We start from the raw sequence: 21,693 nt of genomic DNA, 5'->3' as shown, positions 1-21,693 counted from the left end.
GTTTATTAAATTCTGTTTTTTATCATTTTTCCCAGCTTTTCCAGATCACTTTCCACTCTGTCTGTCCATTCTAATGCATAATTCAGGCGCATACAGTTCTGATACTGATTATATTGTGAAAACATCCTTCCCGGGGCAAAGTTTACTTTCTGGCTGACCGCCAAATCATAAAGATCTTCTGTGCATATTCTCTTATCCAGTTCCAGCCAGAGCATAAAACCGCCTTTGGGTTCTGAGATTTTGGTATTATCCGGAAAATATTCAATCACCGATTTCTGGATCTGAAGGTAGTTGGCGTATAATTTTTTCTAAACATTCTAAGATGATGATCATAGCGTCCGTGGGCAAGAAAATCTGCAATCACATCTGAAAACAAAGAAGGTCCGCTCACCGTCTGAACCAGTTTTTGGCGAATAATTTTCTCTTTAAATTTTCCAGGTGCTACCCATCCTACTCTAAATCCCGGAGCCAATGTTTTGGAAACCGAGCCTACCCACATCACAATTCCTGCTTCATCATAAAACTTACAAGGCTTTGGTCTTCCTGCTCCGAAATAGATGTTTCCGTAGACATCATCTTCTACCAAAGGAACATTGTGTTCGGTAAGCATTTTAACCAATTCTCTTTTGTTTTCATCCGGCATCTGAAATCCTAGTGGATTATTATAATTTACCACAAAACAACATGCAGATAGCTTTGGAAGCACTTTCTTTAGAGCATCCAGATCCACTCCTGTAATAGGATGCGTAGGAATTTCTACTGCTTTCAGTCCCAATAATTGAATGGCCTGAAGAATTCCAAAATACACAGGGCTTTCCACTGCCACCGAATCTCCCGGTTGCGTCACGGCCATTAAGCAATTATAAACGGCATTCATCGCTCCGGAAGTGATGACCAGATCATCTTCTGTGATTTTCCCTTCCATAACCATTGACCATTTGGCAATTTCCCGGCGCAGCACTTCGCTTCCCTGCACGGGTTCGTAGTTGGTTCCGCTGTCACTTTTCCTTTTCATCACATCAATCATGCATTTTTTCATCTTAGCTACCGGAAGAAGACTTTTACCCGGAATTCCAAGAGCAAATTGTGTAACATCTGTTCCTCCGATACTTCCGAACACCTTGTCAATCAAATCCTGAGGGGTGTTTTTACCTTCAGAAACCTTCATCTGTGTCACAGAAGGCAGCGCCAGTTTTCGCTGGGAAGTCTGGCTTACATAATATCCATATTTCGGACGTGATTCTACCAGCGAACGGCTTTCGAGTTCCATATACGCTTGTTTTATGGTATTCAGACTTACATTATATAATTTCTGGGCACTTCGCAATGAAGGAAGCCTGTCTCCAAACTGCAGAGTTTCACTTTTAATCTGCTCTGTGACAGAATTGGCTATTTTAAGGTACAGAACATCTTTAGACATAGAATCCGGGTTTTAAGTAAATGTACAATTTTATCCTGTTTTTATTCAGGATTCAGCCAACTGATCATACTGTTGATACTGCTTTTTAATTGCTCCGGATCCTTGAAATTGGATGTATTATTATTTTTGCAATATCTTTCAGCCCGGGAATAAAAATTCCTTTTTTCTGATTCCGTCATTCTGTTTTTATCATAGATTTTAAAAGATATTTCATCCTTTTCGTTGATGATAAGACTGGCAAAAGCAACAGTTTCTTTTCCGTTTTTAGCCAAAAGAAAAGGAAGTCCGAAATTCTGATCTACCTGCTTCAAATTCTGTGTTTCCAGAAAAATGTTTTTCAGCACCAACATGTCTGATACATAAGCCTCAGCATATTGAAACTGTTTCTGATGTTGAGTGATTGTTTCCATATTTTCTTCTTTAGCTAAACAAAATTATGGAGTATTTAATTTTGGACACAGATACAGAACTATAGAATATTATGGGTACAGATTTTTTATCTGATCTTTTTCCTTTCGCATATAAAGCAGATTTTGTCTGGAAGAAATCCTAATTCGCACAATTGATAATAGCATAGAAATAAAAAACAGACTGTTTCTATCTGAAACAGCCTGTTGACAACTATTTAAAGTCTCATGGTTATTGTTCTGCTTTTTTAAGAGCTTCTTTGATTCCTTCCAGTCCGTCTCCGAATTGCGCAAGCAGTGCTACAATCTGCGACATTCTATCATTTTCACCCAGTCCTTTCAGGGTTTTATTTTTAACAAAGGTTTTCTTTATTTCATTCCAGCGTTCTGTTTCTTCTTCTGAAAGAATTCCTATCAGTTCTTTCAGTTTCAGCATATTGGCTTCTGCTCCGGTTGTCAGTGTCTGAGATTCATTCTGATAGTGATTCAGGACAATCTGGGTAACTTCATTATCTTTAAGAATAGGCTGTATTTGTGCAATCAGCTTATTCATATTACGGTAAGATCCCTGCAGTTTGAATGGCGGCTCATTTCTGTAATCGTCTGACATAGCTGCGGACGCGATATATTCTTTGTTCACCTTCAACACCATATTTCTCACTGTGATCGTGCTTTTCAGTACTGAGCTGAAATCTGATATTTCACTGGAGCTGAAATTTCCTTTCAGGCTATCGGCAGGATTATCTGTAAGTACACAATCATAAAGTTCATACAGGTTTTCCATTCCCGGATTGGTCAGCCTGGTCAGATATTCATTAGACATTAAAGCATTTTCAATAAGACTCAGGTCAAAAAGATCTGTTTTCGATCCGGATATTTCTCCCAGATTGTATGTATCTGAACGGTTGGCCAGCATATCCGGAATTTTAAACTTTTCTCCACTCTCTGTGTATGGATTTCCAGCCATGACAAGGCAGAATCTTTTGGATCGAAGGTCATAAGTTTTACTTTCTCCATTGTATATTCCTTCAATCTTTCTCTGTCCGTCTGCAAGAGAGATGAATTTCTGTAAAAACTCAGGATTACAGTGTTGGATATCATCAAGATAAAGCATAACATTATCTCCCATTTCCAGCGCAAGATTCAGTTTTTCAAGCTCTTGTCTTGCCCCAGCATTTTTGGCTTCAGAAGGGTCTGTTGATACAATATCGTATCCTAAAGATGGTCCGTTGATCTTCATAAATACCAGTCCCATACGCTCTGCCATATATTCCATCAGGGTTGTCTTTCCGTATCCGGGTGGAGATACCAGAAGAAGCATTCCCATTCTGTCTGTTCTTTTGTCTGAACCTGCTGTTCCCAATTGCTTGGCAAGATTCGCTCCGATAAGAGGAAAATAAACATCATTAATCAGTTTATTTCTCACAAATGAGCTTAATACCTGAGGCTTGAAAGTATCCAGCTTCAATGCTTTTTTCTTTTCATCTACCCAGTTGTATTTCAATTCCTGAAGCTGTTTGTATTTAGGAACGGTAACTGTATTAAAATGGCTAAGGCGGGATACAAACTCAAAGTAGTTAAGATGATATTCTGTCTCTTTTTCAAGCGACTTCAGCTCTTTTATGGCTACTTCATACGCAATGTGTTTGATATTTTTCGGATCAAATTTTTGGGTAATGATAAATGCTGCCACCTCCGGCATAATATCCCGGTTAACCTCTGAACCCAAGGCCTTTACCGCGCTTTCCGCAATATAATAACATGCCTTAGGATATTCATACATCACCTGTAGCTGGTTAATAAACTCAAGGTCTTTGCCTTTTTCCTTCAGTTCTTTCAGGAACAATTCATACAATGCTGCTGCTTTTTCTGAAATCAGGAAGTTTTCTTTGTCTTCCTGTTTCAGGTAGGTGGCAGCATTGATACAATCCGTTTCTTTAAAAATACCATGGGCTGATGCAAAAGATTTCATTTCTTCTGAAAGTTCTCTGCTTAAATACTCAAACCCTTGCTTTATAGTGAATGATTCAGCAATAATAGCGGCTGCTTCAAACTGTTTGGTATAATATTCTTTTTTATCATTTTCCAGGAAAAACCAGAAAAGCTGTGCTAATGATCTTTCCTCTGTTGTGAACCTCATCAGTCCCAGTTCATTGTGCATCTGCTGAAGTTTCAATACAATTGTCTCAGCATCTTTATCATGAATTCCTTTTACCAGTCCTTCTCCGAAATGCTCTGCTGTAAACTGCTGTACAGCCTTTTCGTTTTCAGCCTCTGAGGTTATTTCCTTGTGAGCGGAGAACACATTCCAGGCGAGGTATTCAAATCTTTTTACTTTGTTATTTTCTGAAACAAATTCCTGATTCCATACTTCTTTAAATTCATCAGCTGTGAAGTTTAAAGGTTCATAAAAGCTGGTTCCGGTAAGGTGGTAGTAATATTGAGCATTTCTTAGCACCAAAGTAAGATCCAGCTTCTGCTGATTGACTGCAAATTTATAGTCTCCCAATGCAATAACGCTTTCCCCGTCTGCGTAGATCTCTTTTTTATCTTTCAGCTTTCTAACTGCTTCCTGCTGCTGGGTTTTTAACAAGGTCTGAACCTCCTCCGACTTTGCTGAATCTTCCAGTTCTGCGAGCTGTCTGGAGAGATCTCTCACTTTCTCCACCATCAGATCGGCGGCAAAATAGCCATTGATCTCATTTTCTGAGTCAAAAGATTCTGCTTTGGTCTGTACGGATTTCAGGATTCTCTGTGCAGCATCAAAAAGATTCTGAGTCCTTTTATTTCTTGCTTCGGTAAGCTGTACCCTTTTATTCTGGAAATGTCCGTAAACCTCTTCTCTTTTGATTCCTATCTGCTGAATGAATTCTTCGAAATCAATAAATTTCGTTTCCATTTCTTCCAACTGAATAGAAAGTTTGGTCAGATATTCATCACATTTCTCAGGAGTTTGCGAAAGCTCCAGAAAATTGATCACAGACTGGTCAAATAAGGTAATCTGAGCCTGAAAATCTGAAGCCAGTTCTTTTCCTGAAATTTCTCTTTTTCTTTTGCTGAGTTCAAGTCTTTCCTGATTCAGTTTTGCAAAAATCAGAGAGATGTTTTCAATAATCTGGGTAGACTGGGAGGTGTCTTCAATTTTAAGGTTATTAACGATATCCACCAATAATTCAAGCTGCCCGGAAAGGGTATTGATATTTTCTTCAATTGTTTTGGCATCAATGGCTTTCTGTAATCCAATGATATCTTCGGAAATCTGCTGTGCTCTTTCTTCGTATGGCAATAATGCTCCTTCCTGAAGCAGAAATTCTACACAGGCATTTGAAAGTTCTGTATAACGGTCTGCAAGGGATTTTTCCAATTTATCCAGTAAAGCAGTATCTGCATATTTAAGCTCTCTTGCTCCTGTCACTTCACCCCTTAAAGCTCTGATCTGAGAAAGAGCATCAATATATTCTGTAAGCTGAGAATAATGAAGCCTTTTGGTATCATCAAGAACTTTCTCACAGGACTGTTTTATCTTTTCTAAAGCTTCTTCTGTATTTTTTCTCTGTTCTACTACTTTTTCGTATTCATTGATGGCAGAATGGGCAATCGCTCTGATCTCCTTCAATGGTGCATCAAGCTTCTGGACCTCATCTTCACCAAGGAAATAGTAAGTATCCAGAATAAAGGTTGAGAGCTTTACGATATCATCATATAAACCACTGTAAGAGTCTTTTTTGTTCAGAAGGGTGATCAGCTCCTGACTCTCTGCCATTACTCTTACAATATCCTTATTTCCTATTTTGTAAAGTAAACTGTCTGCTTTTTCAATATTGGGTAACAGTTCTTTAGAAAAAGGAGTCTGCCAGATCTGAGACAGATGATGCTTTGTGGTTTCGATGCTTTCTCTCAGATAGATCAGTTTTCCATCATGTAAAAACGTAAATCCACTACAACGGATCGGAGTTTCTATGGTCTGGGTGATGATATTGTAAGAAATAAGCTGATAGTTATTCGTTTTATCATCATAAAAAACATACAAAAAGTTCTCTCCGTTCGGTTCCGTAATGGTTTTCAGATAGTAAAGCCTGTTCTGATCCTGAGAAATCACTTTTAATCCTCCGGTCTGAAGCGCATATCCGTTTGAAAACAATACCCCTTGATTTTCGGGAAGCAAAAGTCCCGAATATTTAAGAGCATCTGCTCTGGAAACGGTCTTTTCTTTGTGGTTATAAATAAAATAGCGTTCTGTTTCCTGATAAGGCTTTATCTTAAACAAAACAAGATTATCCAGATCACAGAAATGAATCTCTGCATCATCCAGATTCTGATCTTTGTGAATGACATCTTCAGAATAAATTCCCTTCCCGGTATCTGTATTGTCTTCTACTTTGATGGTAATATCTCCACCGATGCTTTCTACAAAAACTTTATCTGCTAAGGAAATATGAGGATGTTTTCCGGATCTCTGCATATCTCTTGTTGCCTTTGTCCATACAAAGCCATGCTGCTGAGGATATGAGGTTTCGGAGGCACTTCTCGAATCGATATACGTCAAGTGATTCCCTTTAATCAGCCATTTAAAGGCTTTGATATCTGTAGTACTTTCCGACAGCTGAAAAACCATATAAAGATAGTTTTCCGTGAAGGTAAATCGGGCAAAGAAAGTATTTCTGTAATATTTGTAAAGGTTTTTAAACTCGTCAATGAAAACCTCATCATTGATCAGGGTGTGATCCTGAGGTTCAAACCGGTCATTATTGATTGTATATATTGAAAAAACGTCCGAAATATTGATTTCCGTCTGAAGTCCCAGATGTGCATTAGACCCGAAAATCAGGTGGTCACCCAGTGAATAGATATCTTTGGCAATACAGCTGTGATCCGTAGAAATTCTTTCATTGGCTACAAGCGAAAAATCGACTCCGCCAAATATATTTTTACGGTTTTCATTAAGCTGTTGAAGTCTCTGAATCAGATCATTCTTCTGCTCATTTAAACGGTTCTGAATAATTTCGTAAGTTCCGGAATTAAGTTGTTCTGACATCGTTTTTATTTAGGTTGTCATGACTGCTGAATTACAGCAGGTCTTTGTATAACTTGTGGTACTTTGAAAATTTTTTTGATATAAACCTTATAGATTTTGGAAACCTATAAGGTTTGAGTGTTAGAATCTTTTAAGCATTTAAAGCACTCTTGTATTAAACATGGTTGTTATTCACCGGCTTGTGCTCCACACCCAGGTGTTTAGCCATGTCCAGAGCTCTTTCCAGAATACCTTTTTCCTGTTGATTGGCTACGCCATTCAGTTTAAAGATCAAAGAAGCAATGCTCATATTTTTGATGTCATCAGAAGAGATTTTATATTTATCCACCATTCCCATCACTTTTCCGATGATATTTTCTCCATCACCCAGAAGGTTTTCTTTTACAATCTGTGCATTTTCACTGTGGCTGATGAACTTATCCAGCCCTTTTCCTGCAGAAACCTGTCTTATAACATTGTCGAAGAAAGTATTGTCCCCTCCGACGATATCAATTTTTGCAGATTTGAAAGCTTCCGCCAGTACCATAGACTGCGCTTCTGCGATATCTTTCTGAATAGCGATCTGAGCCAGTTCCACATCTTTTTCTTTGGCAAGCTGAAGACGGAATTCTTCGTGATCTTTTCCGGCATCATTCAGTTTCTTCATGGCTTCTGCTTTCTCTGTGATTCCTGCTGCTTCTGCCAATGCTTTTTCTTTGATGACTTCTGCCTGGGCAATTCCTTCTTTTTTGTTGGCATCAGCTTTTTTCTCAATAACAGTTGCTTCTGCAACGCCTTGTCTTTCTGCAGCATCTGCTTTCGCATGCATTACCTGAGCTTCTGATAATCCTACGGTTGCTTCTTCTTTTGCTTTCGCATCTGCAATGATCTTACGGGCTTCAGCTTCTTTTTCTGCTGCATCTCTCTTCGCCTGTGCTTCAATTACATATTTCTGCGCATCTTTTTCTGCTGCCAATCTGCGGGATTCTGCAGCTCTTGTTTCCTCGATCAGCTTTTTCTCTGCTTCCTGAGTGGCAACGGTAATTTCTACCTGCTTGTTTCTTTCTGCTGTTTTGAAGGCTTCCAGATCTTTGATTCCCTGCTGCTCTTCCACTACGGTTTTCTCCATGGTTAATCGCTCGCGGATCGCATCCTGAATACTTTTCTTCTCCAGCTCTATTGCTTTCTCTTTTTCAATCTGAGCAAGAGAGACAATTCTTTCTCTTTCTGTAGCTTCAAGGGCTTTATCTTTTAATACTCTTTCTGTTTCTACCAGATCTGCACGTTCTTTATTTTTAGCAGCAATAACGACCTGACGAAGTTTATTTTCTTCTGCAATCTGCAGTTTTTCTTCTGTAGCAATACGAACGGTTTCATATCTCAGACGTTCTTCTTCTTCTACTTTCAGAATTTCCGCATTTTCTCGGGCTTTGATATTGGCCACTTCTCTTTTTTGAGATTCTTCTTTTTCTGCCAGCTGTTTTTCAAGTTCCAGAATGGCTTCTCTGGCTTCTACATTTTGTTTTGTAATGGTTTTTTCTTCATCACGACGAACCTGATTGGCTTTAATATTTTGGGTCGCTGTAAGTTCAGTAATTTTCTTAATTCCTTCTGAATCAAGGATATTATCTTTATCTAATTTATCAATTGAAGTCTGCTCAAGGTAGTCTATCGCACAATCGTCCAGAACATAGCCATTAAGATCTGTTCCGATGATATCAAGGATTTCCTGACGGAACTCGCTTCTTGCTTCATATAATTCTGTAAAATCAAATTTCTTTCCTACTGTTTTAAGAGCTTCTGAAAATTTAGCTTCAAACAATTCTCTTAATGTCTGGGCATCAGAAGCACGCTGGCAACCAATAGTTTGCCCTACATTCACAATATCATCTACTGATTTATTGACACGGATAAAAAATGCCACCTGAATATCTGCTCTCATATTGTCTTTGCAGATCAAGCCTGCTCTTCCCTCTCTTGAAATCTCCAGTTTTTTTACGGAGATATCCATAGATTCCATACGATGGATAATAGGAATAACAATACCGGCATTAAAGAAGACTTTTGTACCTCCATAACCAGTTCTTAAAATAACAATTCCCTGAACAGTTTTTTTATACATCGATAAAATCCAGAAAATCAATCCGATTGATGCTACCACAGCAACAACAATTCCAGCAATTAAAGGTAAGTTCATAGTTTTATAAGTTTATAGTTTATATAGATGTGTTTTTTTTGTTTTTATAAGAATTGGAAGATGATATCCATGATATAATTCAGCAAGATCAAAAAAATAGTTAGCATGATTATTAGTTTTTTATTTTAATATCTTATTGATTTCTGTACATAGTAAATCCTTTTTTCGGGTTCCTCATCTACAATCATAACCCGGGTTCCATGCTCCAGCCTGCTTCCGTCTTTACTTCTCACCATCAGCGTCATAGGATCGCTTCCGATAAAGACTTCCATCATCCCTATTTTATCATCCTGAATGCTTGATTTCAGGCGGCCTTCTCTTCCTAAAAAGGCGTACGATAATTCACCTTTATGATTGATTTCCTTAAAAAAGGGATTCAGCGGCTTCAGAATGATTTTGGTTAATAGCATTCCTCCAATCATCATTGGAAAAAGGATCAGTATTCCTGCCCAAGTAGGAAGAGGTACGAAATAATTCAGATAAAACGAGCCCAGCCATGTGATCAGCAATGAAAGTGTAAGAAAATACGTGACCGGAACGATATCCAGATTCAGAAATTTCAGGAAATGCATCCAGGCTGAAGGATCATGATCGGGTGCGTGAAGATGACCGTCCGGAGCTTCTATATCAGCATCTGCATCCAGGTCGGAATGAATTCCTACATCGATATCCAACCCTGTAAGAATGGTAAAGAGCCAATAGACCACTGAAAGCCCGAGAAGCACTGTCAGCACCGTATTTACCGGAGAAAATGCTATATTTAAAAATTCCTGAAAGGTCATATATTAGCCTTTTTTAAGGGTTTCCTTTAATCTGTTTAAAGCTTCTTCAGCTTTTGTATCATTATTGTTTACCATGGCATCGATCTCTTCATCAATGCTTTTTCCTGATTTTGAAAGGTCAGAATAAGCTTCTGCAAGGGCTTCCTGCTGTACAACACGATCCTTCAGTTTTTCCAGCATGCTTACCGCGCTTCCGGTATCCATCTGGGTCATCTTCTGATTGATATCTTTTGTGGCTTCACTCACCTGAACTCTTGCTTTCAGGGTTTTCAATTCATTTTCCCATTTGGTAATGCTTGATTTCAAATGGTTGATATTACCCTGTAACTTTTCGCAGTCAGCAAACAGTTTCTCATGTTCTTTCTGAAGAGCTGTTGCCTTTTCCAATGAAGAGGTCTGTTTTTTCAGTGCTTCTTTAGCAAGACGGTCTGCCTCAGCGGTCTCCACTTCTCCTTTTTCGGCTTTCTGAACAATGACTATAGCTTTATTATAGTAATCTTTGGCAGTTTGCTCTTCAGTTTCTGCCTCATTTTTTTTGCGTATGGCAAGAGCTTTCAGCTGAGCGAGAGCTTCTATACTTTTTCCCAGCTGTTCTTTCATTTCGCGGATTCCCTGTTCCGTTAAATTGATTGGGTCTTCAAAGCTGTCGATCACAGAATGGATTTCTGCTTTTCCTATCGTTAACAATCTTTTAAAAATGTTCATTTTAAATATCTTTTGTGAATTACTTACTCATTTCAAGCATTTCCGTTGTAAATTCCCCCACAAGGATTCCTAAAGAATTGATGGAAGCCATCACTTCGTTTTGCGCCATATTATCGGTTGGGAGTGTATCTCTGAAAATCACCCTTCTTCCGCTTCCGTCCAGTACAAATGCTCCGTGAACGATGTCTCTGTTTTTCTGAAGGAGTCTCAGAAATATTTTTTCGGATGGATTTTTGATTTCAAAAAGAAACTGTTCCATGATCAGAATAGAGTCTGATATTATAAGAATCATGTTTTTTATCCCGTTGGATTCTTTTTCGATGATTAAGATTCTCTGAGCCTCATCTTCCAACGTGATGTTAAACTCATAATCTAACAACCACTCTTTGACCGTTCTGAATATTTGATTTCTCATGATGGCTGGTTTAGTGTTTTATTTTTCGTCTAGACAAATATAAAATAAAATTTTCAAAATGCAAATATTATTAGCAAATAATTGTTTCAGATTCTCTATCTTTGCAAAAAAGATTATACAAAATGAGCTTCTTTGGAACTAATATTAAAAAAATAAGACAGGTTAAAGGACTAAGCCAAAAGGCTTTTGCTGATTTATTTGATTTAAACAGAGGAGTAATAAGCTCTTATGAGGAAGGGCGTGCAGAACCTAAGATAGAAACTATATTAAAGGTAGCTAATCATTTTAACCTTAATCTTGACAAATTATTGACAGAAATCCTCCAGGTAAACCAATTAGTAAGCGTTTCTGATATAGATCAGCTGATGCTTTTCCCGGAGCTGGCTATTCAAAACAGCAAAGAAGCAAAGACAGACATAGAAGAAAATAATCCAAACACGGCAGTAATGCAAAAAATATTAGCATCCGTTGATCTTTTGTATGAATTTACTTCTGAAAAACCTTTGCTACCACAATATCAATACGGTGATATTCTATTTCTGAACAAAGCAGATCAGAAAACAGAATCTATCAACCATCTTCTTATTTATCAGGATGGAAACCTCTCATATGTTACTGATAAACAAACAATAACCAAATCTCGTACGGAATATTATAAAATTGTAGGATACGTTTCTACTACTGAGAAAAATATTTTCACCAGTATTTTTGAAAGGCTGGAGAATCTTGAAAAGAAAGCCGATAACAGATAAAATAAATACGTACACGATTAGATTATTCTTGTAAAATCAAAATTATTCCTTTCTTCTTTTTATTGTAAAAATGCAAAAACTAAACTTTTGTGTAGTAGTAATTCTCTCTCATACCTATATTTTTGTTTCTAAAATATAAATAATGGAAGAGCAATACTCCCGAAACAGGCTATATGTAAAAGAAGAGGAGCAGAAGATTATCAAAGATTTTTCTATATTACTTGCCGGATGCGGTATTGGAAGTAACATAGCAGAATGTGCCTTACGTTTTGGTTTTGAAAACATTACACTCGTGGATGGCGACACCATTGAATTATCTAATCTGAACAGGCAGAATTATACCTACCAGGATATTTCTTCTTATAAAGCAGAAACCTTATATCACCGATTGAAAAGCATTAATCCCAATGCCAACATTCGTTTCCACAGTGAGTTTATTACTAAAGACAATGCTGAGGAAATCATTGGAAACCATAACATCGCTATCAATGCCCTTGACTTTTCAACAGAAATCCCAATTATTTTCGATAAGATGTGTCAGGAAAAAAACATCCCTGTTCTGCACCCTTATAATCTGGGCTGGGGAGCATTGGTTATGGTAATCAGCGAAAATATGGGATTGGAATCTTTGCAGAAAGATGAAGAAAACTTTAATGAATTAAATGTTGTTCAGTACGTATCCAGCCACATGAGATATTGGGGAAACCCTCAGCAATGGCTTGAAGATATTGTAGAAAGTTACATTAAAGAAAACAAACAACTTCCTCCACCGCAATTATCAATTGCTTCATTTCTTGCAGCAGCAAGTTGTGTAAAAATAGCGTTCAATATTGCAACGAATCAACCTGTAAAAAAATTCCCGGAATTTTATTTAACAACTGTTAATTAACCAATTAGCAGCTATACGCAACCTTTTCATTATACTTTATCATTAGCATATGGCCTCCTCTTTTGGAGGCTATATCGATAAGATCGGTTTCACAAAGGGCTTCCATCCTCGCTATCTGGTCTTGTACTGATTTTATACTCCCTAACACTTCATCAAACCCTGCAATGGTTTCAATAGCATTTCTTATAATTGCAGTAAGGTCTTGAAAGCTATCTCCGGAAATATCAATACGATCTATATAATTTTCCAGTCTGCTTCCTTCCCTGTATTGAGGATAGTTTTCCAGTCCCATGAATGCAAGCATCCATTCTTTATTATAACTTCCTAACGTTTTGGCTATCCCAATATAATCAGCAACAAGTTCATCATGAAGATTATTAGAAGCGCAGCCATATCTTTTTAAGGTGTACCAATGAGTACATTCATGCTCAAGTCTTATGGAATAGGAATATGCTTTCCATTCATCCTCTGAAAGCCCCAGGTGAGCTGCCTGAACATTACTGTAAGGTTTTGTACTTACTACAATTATCTTGTCTTTATAAAGCTCCGGATTGGGCAGAATATTTTTGGAAAATTCATTATTCCAGCTGTTTGAAGGATGATTTTCTCCCCATACTTTTTTTAAAGCACGAATTCTCTCCCAGTTATTGATTCCGCTGGCAAGAAATGCTCCCATAGAGGAGGGAATTGGTATTGGATTATTCTTGTAGAGAAGGCTTTGTGCAATGGCAACAAAATCCTGGCTGTCGTTTATCGAAATTACCGGAATAGTTCCTGAAATATCCTTGTATAGTTGAATTGATAGGCCTTCAGCATGATTCAACAGTAAATGTGATGGTAAATTTTTAAAAGTATCTTTTCCTTTCAAAACAGCATGGATATAGTCTTCTGTTGTATTTATTTCTGTCTCTATCGGAAAGTAGAGTTGAGGATAAAAATATTTTAAGATCTGAAAATGAGACTCATCTGTTTTTTCAAGGTAATATTTCCAGAATTCCACACAGCCATTTTCTTCAAAATCTACCGTTTTTACTCTCTCTGGAGAAAATTTGTTCTGCAGATAGGTCTCAAGTTTTTCTATATTTCTAAGTACGGACATCTATTCTATTTGTACATTAAGCGATCTGTCTTTTTGCCAATTGAGAGAAAAGTCCTTCAAGCTCCATCAGCTCATCATAGGTTCCCGTTTCAACAATAGTTCCTTTATCCATCACATAAATACGGTCTGCATTTTTAATAGTACTTAATCTGTGAGCGATAATGATACGGGTTGCCTGAAGTTTATCAAGACTTTCTGAGACAATATTCTGGGTTCTGTTATCCAGCGCACTGGTAGCTTCATCCATAAATAACAATCGTGGCTTATGAACAATTGCTCTCGCAATCATAAGACGCTGTCTTTGTCCTCCTGAGAATGTTCCCGCTCCTTCACTTACAACGGTATGCATTTCCATAGGCATTTTTTTGATGTCTTCTTCCATGCCAGCCATTCGCGCCGCTTCCCAGGCATCATCTAATGTCAATTCTGAATTTCCTACAATGTTCTGATAAATACTTCCGGACATCAATGATCCATTTTGTAATACGACTCCGATCTGTCTTCTAACTAATTCTTTATTCATTGAATCAAAAGAGTCTCCATCAAAATAAATAGATCCCAGCTCAGGATATTCAAAGCCTAAAAGCAATCTCATAATGGTAGATTTCCCTGAACCTGAAGCACCTACAAAGGCAACCATTTCCCCTGGCTTAATTTTAAAAGTAACATTATTCAGGACCAGAGGCTGATCTTGATTATATCTGAAGGAAACTGAATTCATTTCTATATCTCCGGCAAGTTCTCCCGGATCCACACTTTGTTCTGCAGATTCTGTCTCCTCTTCCAAAATAGGTTTTACTCTTTCATACAGAGTGACAACATTGAGAGATGTTATTAAAGCCATACTCAGCTTTAAACTATCATTCAGGAACTGATTAAATGCTGTAATGAATGCCATAAATGCACCTACCGTTAACATAGCCGTTGTGGTATCAGAATTAAGCACGGTATAATATAGGAAAGAGAAAAAGAAAATGCTTGTAAGAAGTGGATAAGAGGCGTTAAATGTTTCCACAAAGTTCTGATAACTTCCTGAAATAAATCCTAATTTTTTTAGCTTCGAAAACTTATCTGCCCAAAGAGCGAAAACCCTTTTTTCTCCACCTGTTATTCTAATTTTAGAAATCCCTGATAAAAACTCAAACAAAAATCCTTGTATTTCTCCCTGATATTTGGAAACTTCTCTATCATACTTCAATTTCAAACAGCCAATAGTAATCATGAAAATAACTGCAATAAGGCCTAATATTACGCCTATCAAAGCTAGCTTTGAATCATAGTAAAAGAGAAGTGCGAGATTCACAAAAGAAAATGCCCCACTCAATACCGCTGTCATCAGTGTGTTTGAAACAATCTGACGGATTGCATTGATGCTTAAAACTCTGTTTGTAAGATCTCCTGCACTAAACTTTTTATAAAAAGTAACGGGCAATCTCAGCATGTGGTCCATAACACCTGCCTGTAAATTAATACTGGATTTGGTTTCCAACCTTTGCTGTAGAACTCCTTTAGCAAGATTTAATCCCGCTGTAACTAAAGCCATCATAATCATAATGGAAAAGATCTCAATATGAAGAGACCTGTCTGCTGTAGGAATTACATCATCATACATCATTCCTGATAAGATGGGTATTAATAATCCCATCATACTTCCTGCTAAGGCAGCAAAAATCAATAATTTTGCATCTTTTCTTACTCCTTTTGTAGCAAAACGGGCTACTTTCTTTATGGAATTCATTTTTCCGTCAAACCCAGAGAAGAACATATAACCAATTGGCTCTAATGTTTCTGCAATCTCATTATTTACGGTGGATTCTATACCAGTAGATAGGTTTTTTATAATATAGCTATTGGATGTTGCCTGTAATAAAGCTACAGGTGTTTTGTCTTTTTTTGTAAATGCTAGGAGATGGCCATTTTCATCTTTCCACCAGGTTCCCCTCAGTATAATTTTTCTTATTCTTATTTTAGAACTTTTGGCTATGGCATATAATTGATTCGTAACACTATTTTCGTAAGATTCTATATGCTTGGGTTCATCCATTTTAAATCCGGACTGCTCTCCGATTAACCGACAGGTAGAAAAAAGAATATTTTTTTTGTTAAATAGGGTTGAATTCTGGATATGAACACGTTCATCATTCCCCGCTACAATAGACCTTATTTTCTGTAATGTAGCTCTGATTCCCTCTTCTTCTATTAAAAGTTTCTCCTGAAAATGTTTACTTTCTTCCTGTTTCTGGGTCTCTATAATGGTATTAAGCTGGTTGTAAAAATGTTCTTCCAGCTTTGTTAATGAAAGCAAAAAGTAAATTTCATCCTGCAGGACTTCTCTTGTACTTAATACTTTCACTTCAGTACCATCAGTTAGCGACCTGATCCACAGCTTATTAGATACCGGAGTGAGAAATCCAGGAAGCTTATCATAGCTAATATTTGTACTTTCCGCATATATGTTCACTTCTCCCTTCAAAATATGTATCCAATTGATTCCACTTGAAGGGAAGGCGATACTATTCTTTTCTAACTGCGTTATTTTATAATCATCTAATGCCTTGTAAACTCTGGGGCTATTGCTATTGCATACGATAGAGGTTGTTTTTGAGATCCACTTATTCATCATATTCTTTAAAAAGAAATGATCCATCTCCAGAAGGTTGCTCTTATCAATTGGCAGTAGTTTGGCTTCATTTGAAAAAGCAATAAGCCTTGTATTATTTCCAGTATTGTTTTCTGTTAACAAACTGAATATGATTTCTCCTTTCTGCACTGTATAAAAGTGCTTTAACGGGATAAGATAATTGCCTTCTTCATCAACTTTAGTATAGAATACATTTACCTCACCTGAAAGCACCATCCAAAATTTGTTGATATTATTTAGGGTAAAAGGATTTTCAACATTTATATATATCTTTTCTTTTACGGGCATGGTATTAGATTTTATTTCGTTTCAATTAATTTGGAGTAGGCCCCATTTTTTTTCATCAATTCATGATGTGTTCCTCTTTCTACTATTTTTCCATATTCCATTACGATAATCTCATCACAATCAATAATCGTACTCAGCCTATGCGCTACAATCAGACAGGTACAACCTCTTTTTTTAATATTATCCATAACGACCTTTTCTGCTGTTGGGTCTAATGCACTGGTGGCCTCATCCATTACCAGAATTGAAGGGTTGGTAGCCAGAGCTCTTGCTATTTCTAACCGCTGTCGCTGTCCTCCGCTAAAATTGGATCCACCTTCTAAAACAGAACTGTCATAAGCATCACTTCTGGATGCAATAACATCATGAATAGCCGCATCTCTGGCAGATTGAATAATGCTTTTGTCAGATATAGTGGTATCCCAAAAAGAAATATTTTCTTTGATTGTTCCGTTGAATATCAGGACGTCCTGATCTATTACTGCTAATGATTCTGTAATAATATTTCTTGGTATTTCTTCTCTGTTTTTTCCATCAAGTAAAATTTCGCCGTTCCAGGGTTTGTGTAATCCGGAGGCTATTTTAGCAACTGTTGATTTTCCACTTCCTGATCCTCCCACCAGGGCCACTCTGTTTCCGGGCTTTAACTTTAAGTTGAAATTTTCTATAAGAGCGGGTAATGTTGTATTATAACCGAAGGTAACATTCTTCATTTCAAAATATCCTACCAGCTTATTGTCCATTTCAGTTTTAACTATAGGTTTTCCATTTTGGACTTCCTTAAATTGATCATCTACTTCATAATTGATAACATCGTCTATTCTGTTCATATCACTTTCTGTTTCATGCAGCATCGCTCCTACAGAGATCAGTTGATTAACAGGTGATATAAAATTGCTCATCAAATAGGAGAAAGCTACCAATGCACCAAGAGTCATTTCGCCATCCATAATTCTTAATGCTCCTACTCCTAAAATGAATGTTGTGGTAAGAGAGGTTACAAGAGGGGGAATTGCATTAAGCCTGATTGTTAGCCATCCAAGTTCTTGCTGCGCATTCATTACCTTTGCAAGATATCCTACCCAATTGGTAAAAAAATCATTTTCTCTTCCTGATGCCTTCAGGGTTTCGATCATACTGATTCCAGATGTTGTCGTTCCCAGAAGCTTACCATTTTCATTACTCAGGCGTCTGTTGCCATCTTTTCTTGCGGTAGAAACATATCGTAAGACCATTACATTGATTCCTGCCATAAATATTCCTATCAAGGTCAAAGGAATATCATAGGAAAACATCAAAAAGGCATAAAAAATAACTACAATTATATTAAGTGCGGCGTTGGCAAGATCTCCACTTAATAATTTGGCTACTTTATCATTAAGAGAAACTCTATTCCCTATTTCTCCACTGTAACGTTGGGTAAAAAAGACGATTGGCAAATGAAATACATGCCACAAAAATTTGCTGGAAGTAGTAAGGGCAAGCTTTGTTTCTAACTTCAAAAGATAATATTGCTGGATATATACCAATACAGAGTTCACTATTAAAACGCCTCCCATAATAAGAAGTAATGGCATCACAAATCCTGAATACCCATTGATCAGATATTTATCTATAAATATTTTGATAAAAGATGGGATAACCAACCCTGGAATCACCAAGAATAGGCTGGCCAATATAAGATAGATAATACTCAGCTTAGAATTAGATATTCTGGCTGCTAAAGAAGACATTAAACCTCTTTTTTCGTTTCCTTTTTCAAATTTTTCACCGGGATTAAAGGTAAGTACAACTCCTGTGTAAGCTTCATCGAACTCATCATGAGTCACCTGATATCTTCCTTGTGCCGGATCACTTAAATATACTTTTTTCTTTGTAAATCCTTCTAAAACCAAAAAGTGGTTAAAATTCCAAAAGATAATAGAGGGTGTCTGAATTTGCATTAATTTTTCAATGGATTTCGAGTATCCTTTTGCTTCAAGCCCAAATTCTTTGGCTGCTTTGATAATATTGGTAGCTTTTAATCCGTCTCTGGATACTCCGCAGGCAATTCTTAGTTTTTCCAGCGGCACAAATTTACCATGATGTCCTAAAATAATACTTAATGCCGCAGCCCCACACTCTACACTTTCCATCTGCAAAACTGTAGGAACCTTTACAGGTCTCGCCAGTTTTCCTATCACAAAATTTGTATTCTTTTCCATCCGTAAAACTCGATTATTAGTATAGATCAAAAAATTTCTTAAATGCAGGAACTACAATGGTAGCGGGAGGTTCTTGTTTTATTGTGATTTTTCCGTTACATGAAGTTCCTTCCTTTATTGAAATATTGGGTCCTTTGGCAGAGGTCCACTTGAAACCGCTATAGGATTTAGGATCTTTCTCAAATTCTACATGCACTTCAAACAGAGGTCCCGAAGCCAATAACCCTTTAGCCAGCTGATCGTTTTTTACTGAAGTCATCATTCCTCTTTCAGTAATAGGAAAATCAGAAACATAAGTTACTTTTCCTTCCATAAATCCATATTCCTGAGGTTGTACAGTAGACGGGACAACAAGAGCTTCCATCCCTTTCTTAATTTTTTTTCCATCCTGAGAAGGGATGTATAAAACTCCTTTGAGTACGGCAAAGTTTTCTGTCCCTTTATTTTTTAATTTAAATAATGGTGTACCTGCTCCTACAACTCCTCCGGCATCCGTTAAAACTTCCACAACCTCTCCATCATAAGGACTTTTAATTTTATTCTGAGTTTCATATCTTTCTGATAAAAACTGAAGATTTCTTTCTGCCTCTGAAATACGTTGATTTTGTAACGTGATTTTTTGTTGCAGATCAAAACCCAGGTTATGCTGCTGGCTTGATGCTTCCGCCATTTGTCCTTTTAATCTTTCTATTGTGTTTTTTGAGGCATCTATCTGTTGTTTCGTACCAGCTACCTGAGATTTTACAATGAGCCCTTTATTCAGCAGATTATTCTCTGATTCCAGTTGGCTGTAAAGGAATGCCAGTTTTTTCTTTTCCGCTTCTATTTCTCCCTGAATACTGACTCTGTTCTGGTTAATTAATTTTCCTTCAAGCTGATTTCCTTGACTGCCATAAGCCATTAGTTTTCCCATCTCAAATTTTCTATCTGAGAGTACAGCCTTGGCATCTTCTATTTGCTGATAAAGTTCGGGCTGTTGAATAGTAGCAATAATATCTCCTTTTTTCACATCATCCCCGATAGAGACATGAAGCTTAACAAGCTGGCCCTGAGAGGTTGCAACTACTTCATGTACTTCTCCTCCAAGTACCACTCCTGTAGCATTCAATTTTGTTTTTACTGTACCCATTACTGACCAGCAAATTCCTGTTACCAATGCAATAAAAACCGTAAAAAGGGCAATCCAGGCTTTGGGTCCCGTAACTTTTATGAGCTGATCTAATTTCTCCGGAGTAGACAGTTTTTCTAATGCCGACTTTCTAAAAAACCCTGCTGACATAATTTTAATATTTAATAATTAGAGATGTTTGGTATCGTGTAAAAAACGTTCTGACTTAAAGTAAATCCTTTATCTCCCTGAGATATTAATGTTCCTGTTTCATGTCTCAGATTAATAATTGCATTGGCAAATTGCTGATACGCCTGCAGGTATTCCAATTCTGAGGATGTAAGCCTTTCCTGAAATAAAATTACATTGAGAATGGTTGTTAGCCCCGCTTGTAACTTTACCTGTTCGTTATTAAAAGCATCTTTGTATGAATTAAGAGCCTCTTTTGCTCTCTCTAAAACAACAACACTATTGTCCAGAGTATTGATGGCATTACTGATATTCAGCTCTATGTTCCTTTGTAGATTATCATTTGAGATTTTCTGATCATTTAAGGCAACAAGACTTTTGGCATAATTTCCTTTCGCAAGATTATTATTTACGGGAAAAGTAAATGTCAACTTAGCACCTGCTCCTAAATTCCTTCCCTCATTATTAGTAAATGAAGAAAATGTTTTGTCTATTCCATTTCCGGCAATGGCGCTCCCATAGAAAACAAAACCGGTAAGATCCAATTGAGGCTTTGTATTGTTTTCTGCAAGTTTATACTGCATTTCCAAAGCATCAGAAATTTTTTCAACCGCTCTCAGATCACCTCTTTTTTCTTTAGCTATTTTTATCAGACTACTTCTGTCAAGTCCTTCTCTGTATTGGGATTCAGCAATAGCCGGAAATTCATTGGAAGGAGCATCCAACCGGAGACTTTCTTCATTACTTAATCCAATTACCCGCCCCAGATTTATTCTTGCTGCATACAGATTTTGTTCTGCAAGAGCTGTCAGTTTTTCTTGGTTTGAGAGGTCTGCGTTTACCTGAGCTAAATCTCCGGCCGGTTTTTTATCTGCTTTTATAAGTTCTCTTGTAACTTCCATTACATTTCTTACCCGGCTTTCATTTTCTTTATAAATTTCTAAACTTTTATAAGCCAGATAATAATTCCAGTATGCTTTACCAATTTGCAGAATGGTATATGAGTTATTAAACTCATTATTGCTTTTAGTATTTTCTATATACAGCTGAGAAACTCTTTCTGACAGAGTAGTAACCTCTCTTCCTCTTCCTCTTAATAAAGGTTGTGTTAATGAAAAATTGACAGACCCGAGATGATTTCCCCAGAAAGGCCCAACAAGTTGGTTAAAGCTGTCATAAGGAAAGTTATTATTATTAAAACCATATTTAAGACTTATGTCTGTTATTTGTCCTGTTCTTAATTTTTTACGTACTCCGGCTGAAAAGTCCAGGGTGTTTGTCTTCAAAAATTTATCTATATATTGATTTCTTGTATCAGCATCGAAAAGTGTGTACCGGTTATGTTTAACAGAAAGTTCAGAGAATAGATTGATATCAAATACGCTTCTCTGGATCTGAAAATCACCCTCTGCATCCTGGATTGTGTAACCACTTCTTATGATGTCCGGGTTTTTTTCAAATGCGATATTCGAAATGGTTACCAAATCGCTACTTATCTTTGACTGTCCATAGAAATTAGTGATACCGATCCCTGTAAATAATAAATAGATAAATTTATAAAGTCTCATTTCGCCAATGAATAT

At 37.0% G+C, this 21,693-nt stretch carries 15 protein-coding genes; 2 read left to right on the top strand and 13 right to left on the bottom strand.

Going from position 1 to position 21,693, the window contains the following annotated elements; genetic code table 11:
- Positions 1-5 precede the first annotated feature (5 nt).
- The 8 genes from KBP46_RS23820 to KBP46_RS15515 form a co-directional block, all read right to left on the bottom strand.
- Complete coding sequence (locus KBP46_RS23820) at positions 6-269, bottom strand: hypothetical protein (RefSeq protein WP_253297056.1); 264 nt, start codon at positions 267-269, stop codon at positions 6-8.
- Positions 266-1,420, bottom strand: a complete 1,155-nt coding sequence (locus KBP46_RS15545) for a PLP-dependent aminotransferase family protein (RefSeq protein WP_253297055.1) — start codon at positions 1,418-1,420, stop codon at positions 266-268. The genes KBP46_RS23820 and KBP46_RS15545 overlap by 4 nt, the downstream gene beginning before the upstream one ends.
- 41 nt (positions 1,421-1,461) lie before the next feature.
- Positions 1,462-1,830: a hypothetical protein gene (locus KBP46_RS15540; RefSeq protein ID WP_062672683.1), complete on the bottom strand. Its 369-nt coding sequence runs from the start codon at positions 1,828-1,830 to the stop codon at positions 1,462-1,464.
- A gap of 229 nt (positions 1,831-2,059) precedes the next feature.
- Positions 2,060-6,862 carry a DNA repair ATPase gene (locus KBP46_RS15535; RefSeq protein WP_216443629.1) on the bottom strand — a complete coding sequence of 1,601 codons (4,803 nt, stop codon included), beginning with the start codon at positions 6,860-6,862 and terminating at the stop codon, positions 2,060-2,062.
- Between the two features lie 154 nt (positions 6,863-7,016).
- Positions 7,017-9,038 carry a flotillin family protein gene (locus KBP46_RS15530; protein ID WP_062672688.1) on the bottom strand — a complete coding sequence of 674 codons (2,022 nt, stop codon included), beginning with the start codon at positions 9,036-9,038 and terminating at the stop codon, positions 7,017-7,019.
- 125 nt (positions 9,039-9,163) lie between these two features.
- The gene (locus KBP46_RS15525; RefSeq protein ID WP_216443628.1) at positions 9,164-9,820 is read right to left on the bottom strand and encodes a hypothetical protein; all 657 of its coding nucleotides are present in this window, start codon (positions 9,818-9,820) and stop codon (positions 9,164-9,166) included.
- 3 nt (positions 9,821-9,823) lie between these two features.
- Positions 9,824-10,525 carry a PspA/IM30 family protein gene (locus KBP46_RS15520; protein WP_120232281.1) on the bottom strand — a complete coding sequence of 234 codons (702 nt, stop codon included), beginning with the start codon at positions 10,523-10,525 and terminating at the stop codon, positions 9,824-9,826.
- 19 nt (positions 10,526-10,544) lie between these two features.
- The gene (locus KBP46_RS15515) at positions 10,545-10,940 is read right to left on the bottom strand and encodes a hypothetical protein (RefSeq protein ID WP_034693957.1); all 396 of its coding nucleotides are present in this window, start codon (positions 10,938-10,940) and stop codon (positions 10,545-10,547) included.
- A gap of 122 nt (positions 10,941-11,062) precedes the next feature.
- Between KBP46_RS15515 and KBP46_RS15510 the strand changes: the two genes are divergently transcribed.
- Positions 11,063-11,692: a helix-turn-helix domain-containing protein gene (locus KBP46_RS15510; RefSeq protein WP_062672694.1), complete on the top strand. Its 630-nt coding sequence runs from the start codon at positions 11,063-11,065 to the stop codon at positions 11,690-11,692.
- 142 nt (positions 11,693-11,834) lie between these two features.
- Complete coding sequence (locus KBP46_RS15505) at positions 11,835-12,581, top strand: ThiF family adenylyltransferase (RefSeq protein ID WP_062672696.1); 747 nt, start codon at positions 11,835-11,837, stop codon at positions 12,579-12,581.
- A 4-nt stretch (positions 12,582-12,585) separates the two neighbouring features.
- On the opposite strand, the gene KBP46_RS15500 is transcribed toward KBP46_RS15505, so the two are convergent.
- The 5 genes from KBP46_RS15500 to KBP46_RS15480 all read right to left on the bottom strand — a co-directional run bounded on the left by KBP46_RS15500 (position 12,586) and on the right by KBP46_RS15480 (position 21,678).
- Positions 12,586-13,680, bottom strand: coding sequence for a hypothetical protein (locus tag KBP46_RS15500; RefSeq protein ID WP_216443627.1), 1,095 nt, complete (start codon positions 13,678-13,680; stop codon positions 12,586-12,588).
- A gap of 16 nt (positions 13,681-13,696) precedes the next feature.
- The gene (locus KBP46_RS15495; protein ID WP_216443626.1) at positions 13,697-16,537 is read right to left on the bottom strand and encodes an NHLP bacteriocin export ABC transporter permease/ATPase subunit; all 2,841 of its coding nucleotides are present in this window, start codon (positions 16,535-16,537) and stop codon (positions 13,697-13,699) included.
- Positions 16,538-16,620: 83 nt separating this feature from the next.
- Complete coding sequence (locus KBP46_RS15490; protein ID WP_216443625.1) at positions 16,621-18,813, bottom strand: NHLP family bacteriocin export ABC transporter peptidase/permease/ATPase subunit; 2,193 nt, start codon at positions 18,811-18,813, stop codon at positions 16,621-16,623.
- Positions 18,814-18,829: 16 nt separating this feature from the next.
- A complete protein-coding gene (locus KBP46_RS15485) occupies positions 18,830-20,092 on the bottom strand; it encodes an NHLP bacteriocin system secretion protein (RefSeq protein WP_062672702.1) in 1,263 nt (420 codons plus the stop codon).
- An 11-nt stretch (positions 20,093-20,103) separates the two neighbouring features.
- Complete coding sequence (locus KBP46_RS15480) at positions 20,104-21,678, bottom strand: TolC family protein (protein WP_216443624.1); 1,575 nt, start codon at positions 21,676-21,678, stop codon at positions 20,104-20,106.
- Positions 21,679-21,693 lie beyond the last annotated feature (15 nt).

The sequence above is a fragment of the Chryseobacterium sp. PCH239 genome, from assembly GCF_018924625.1.
Taxonomy (GTDB): domain Bacteria; phylum Bacteroidota; class Bacteroidia; order Flavobacteriales; family Weeksellaceae; genus Chryseobacterium; species Chryseobacterium cucumeris.
This window is presented reverse-complemented; position numbering and strand designations above follow the sequence as displayed.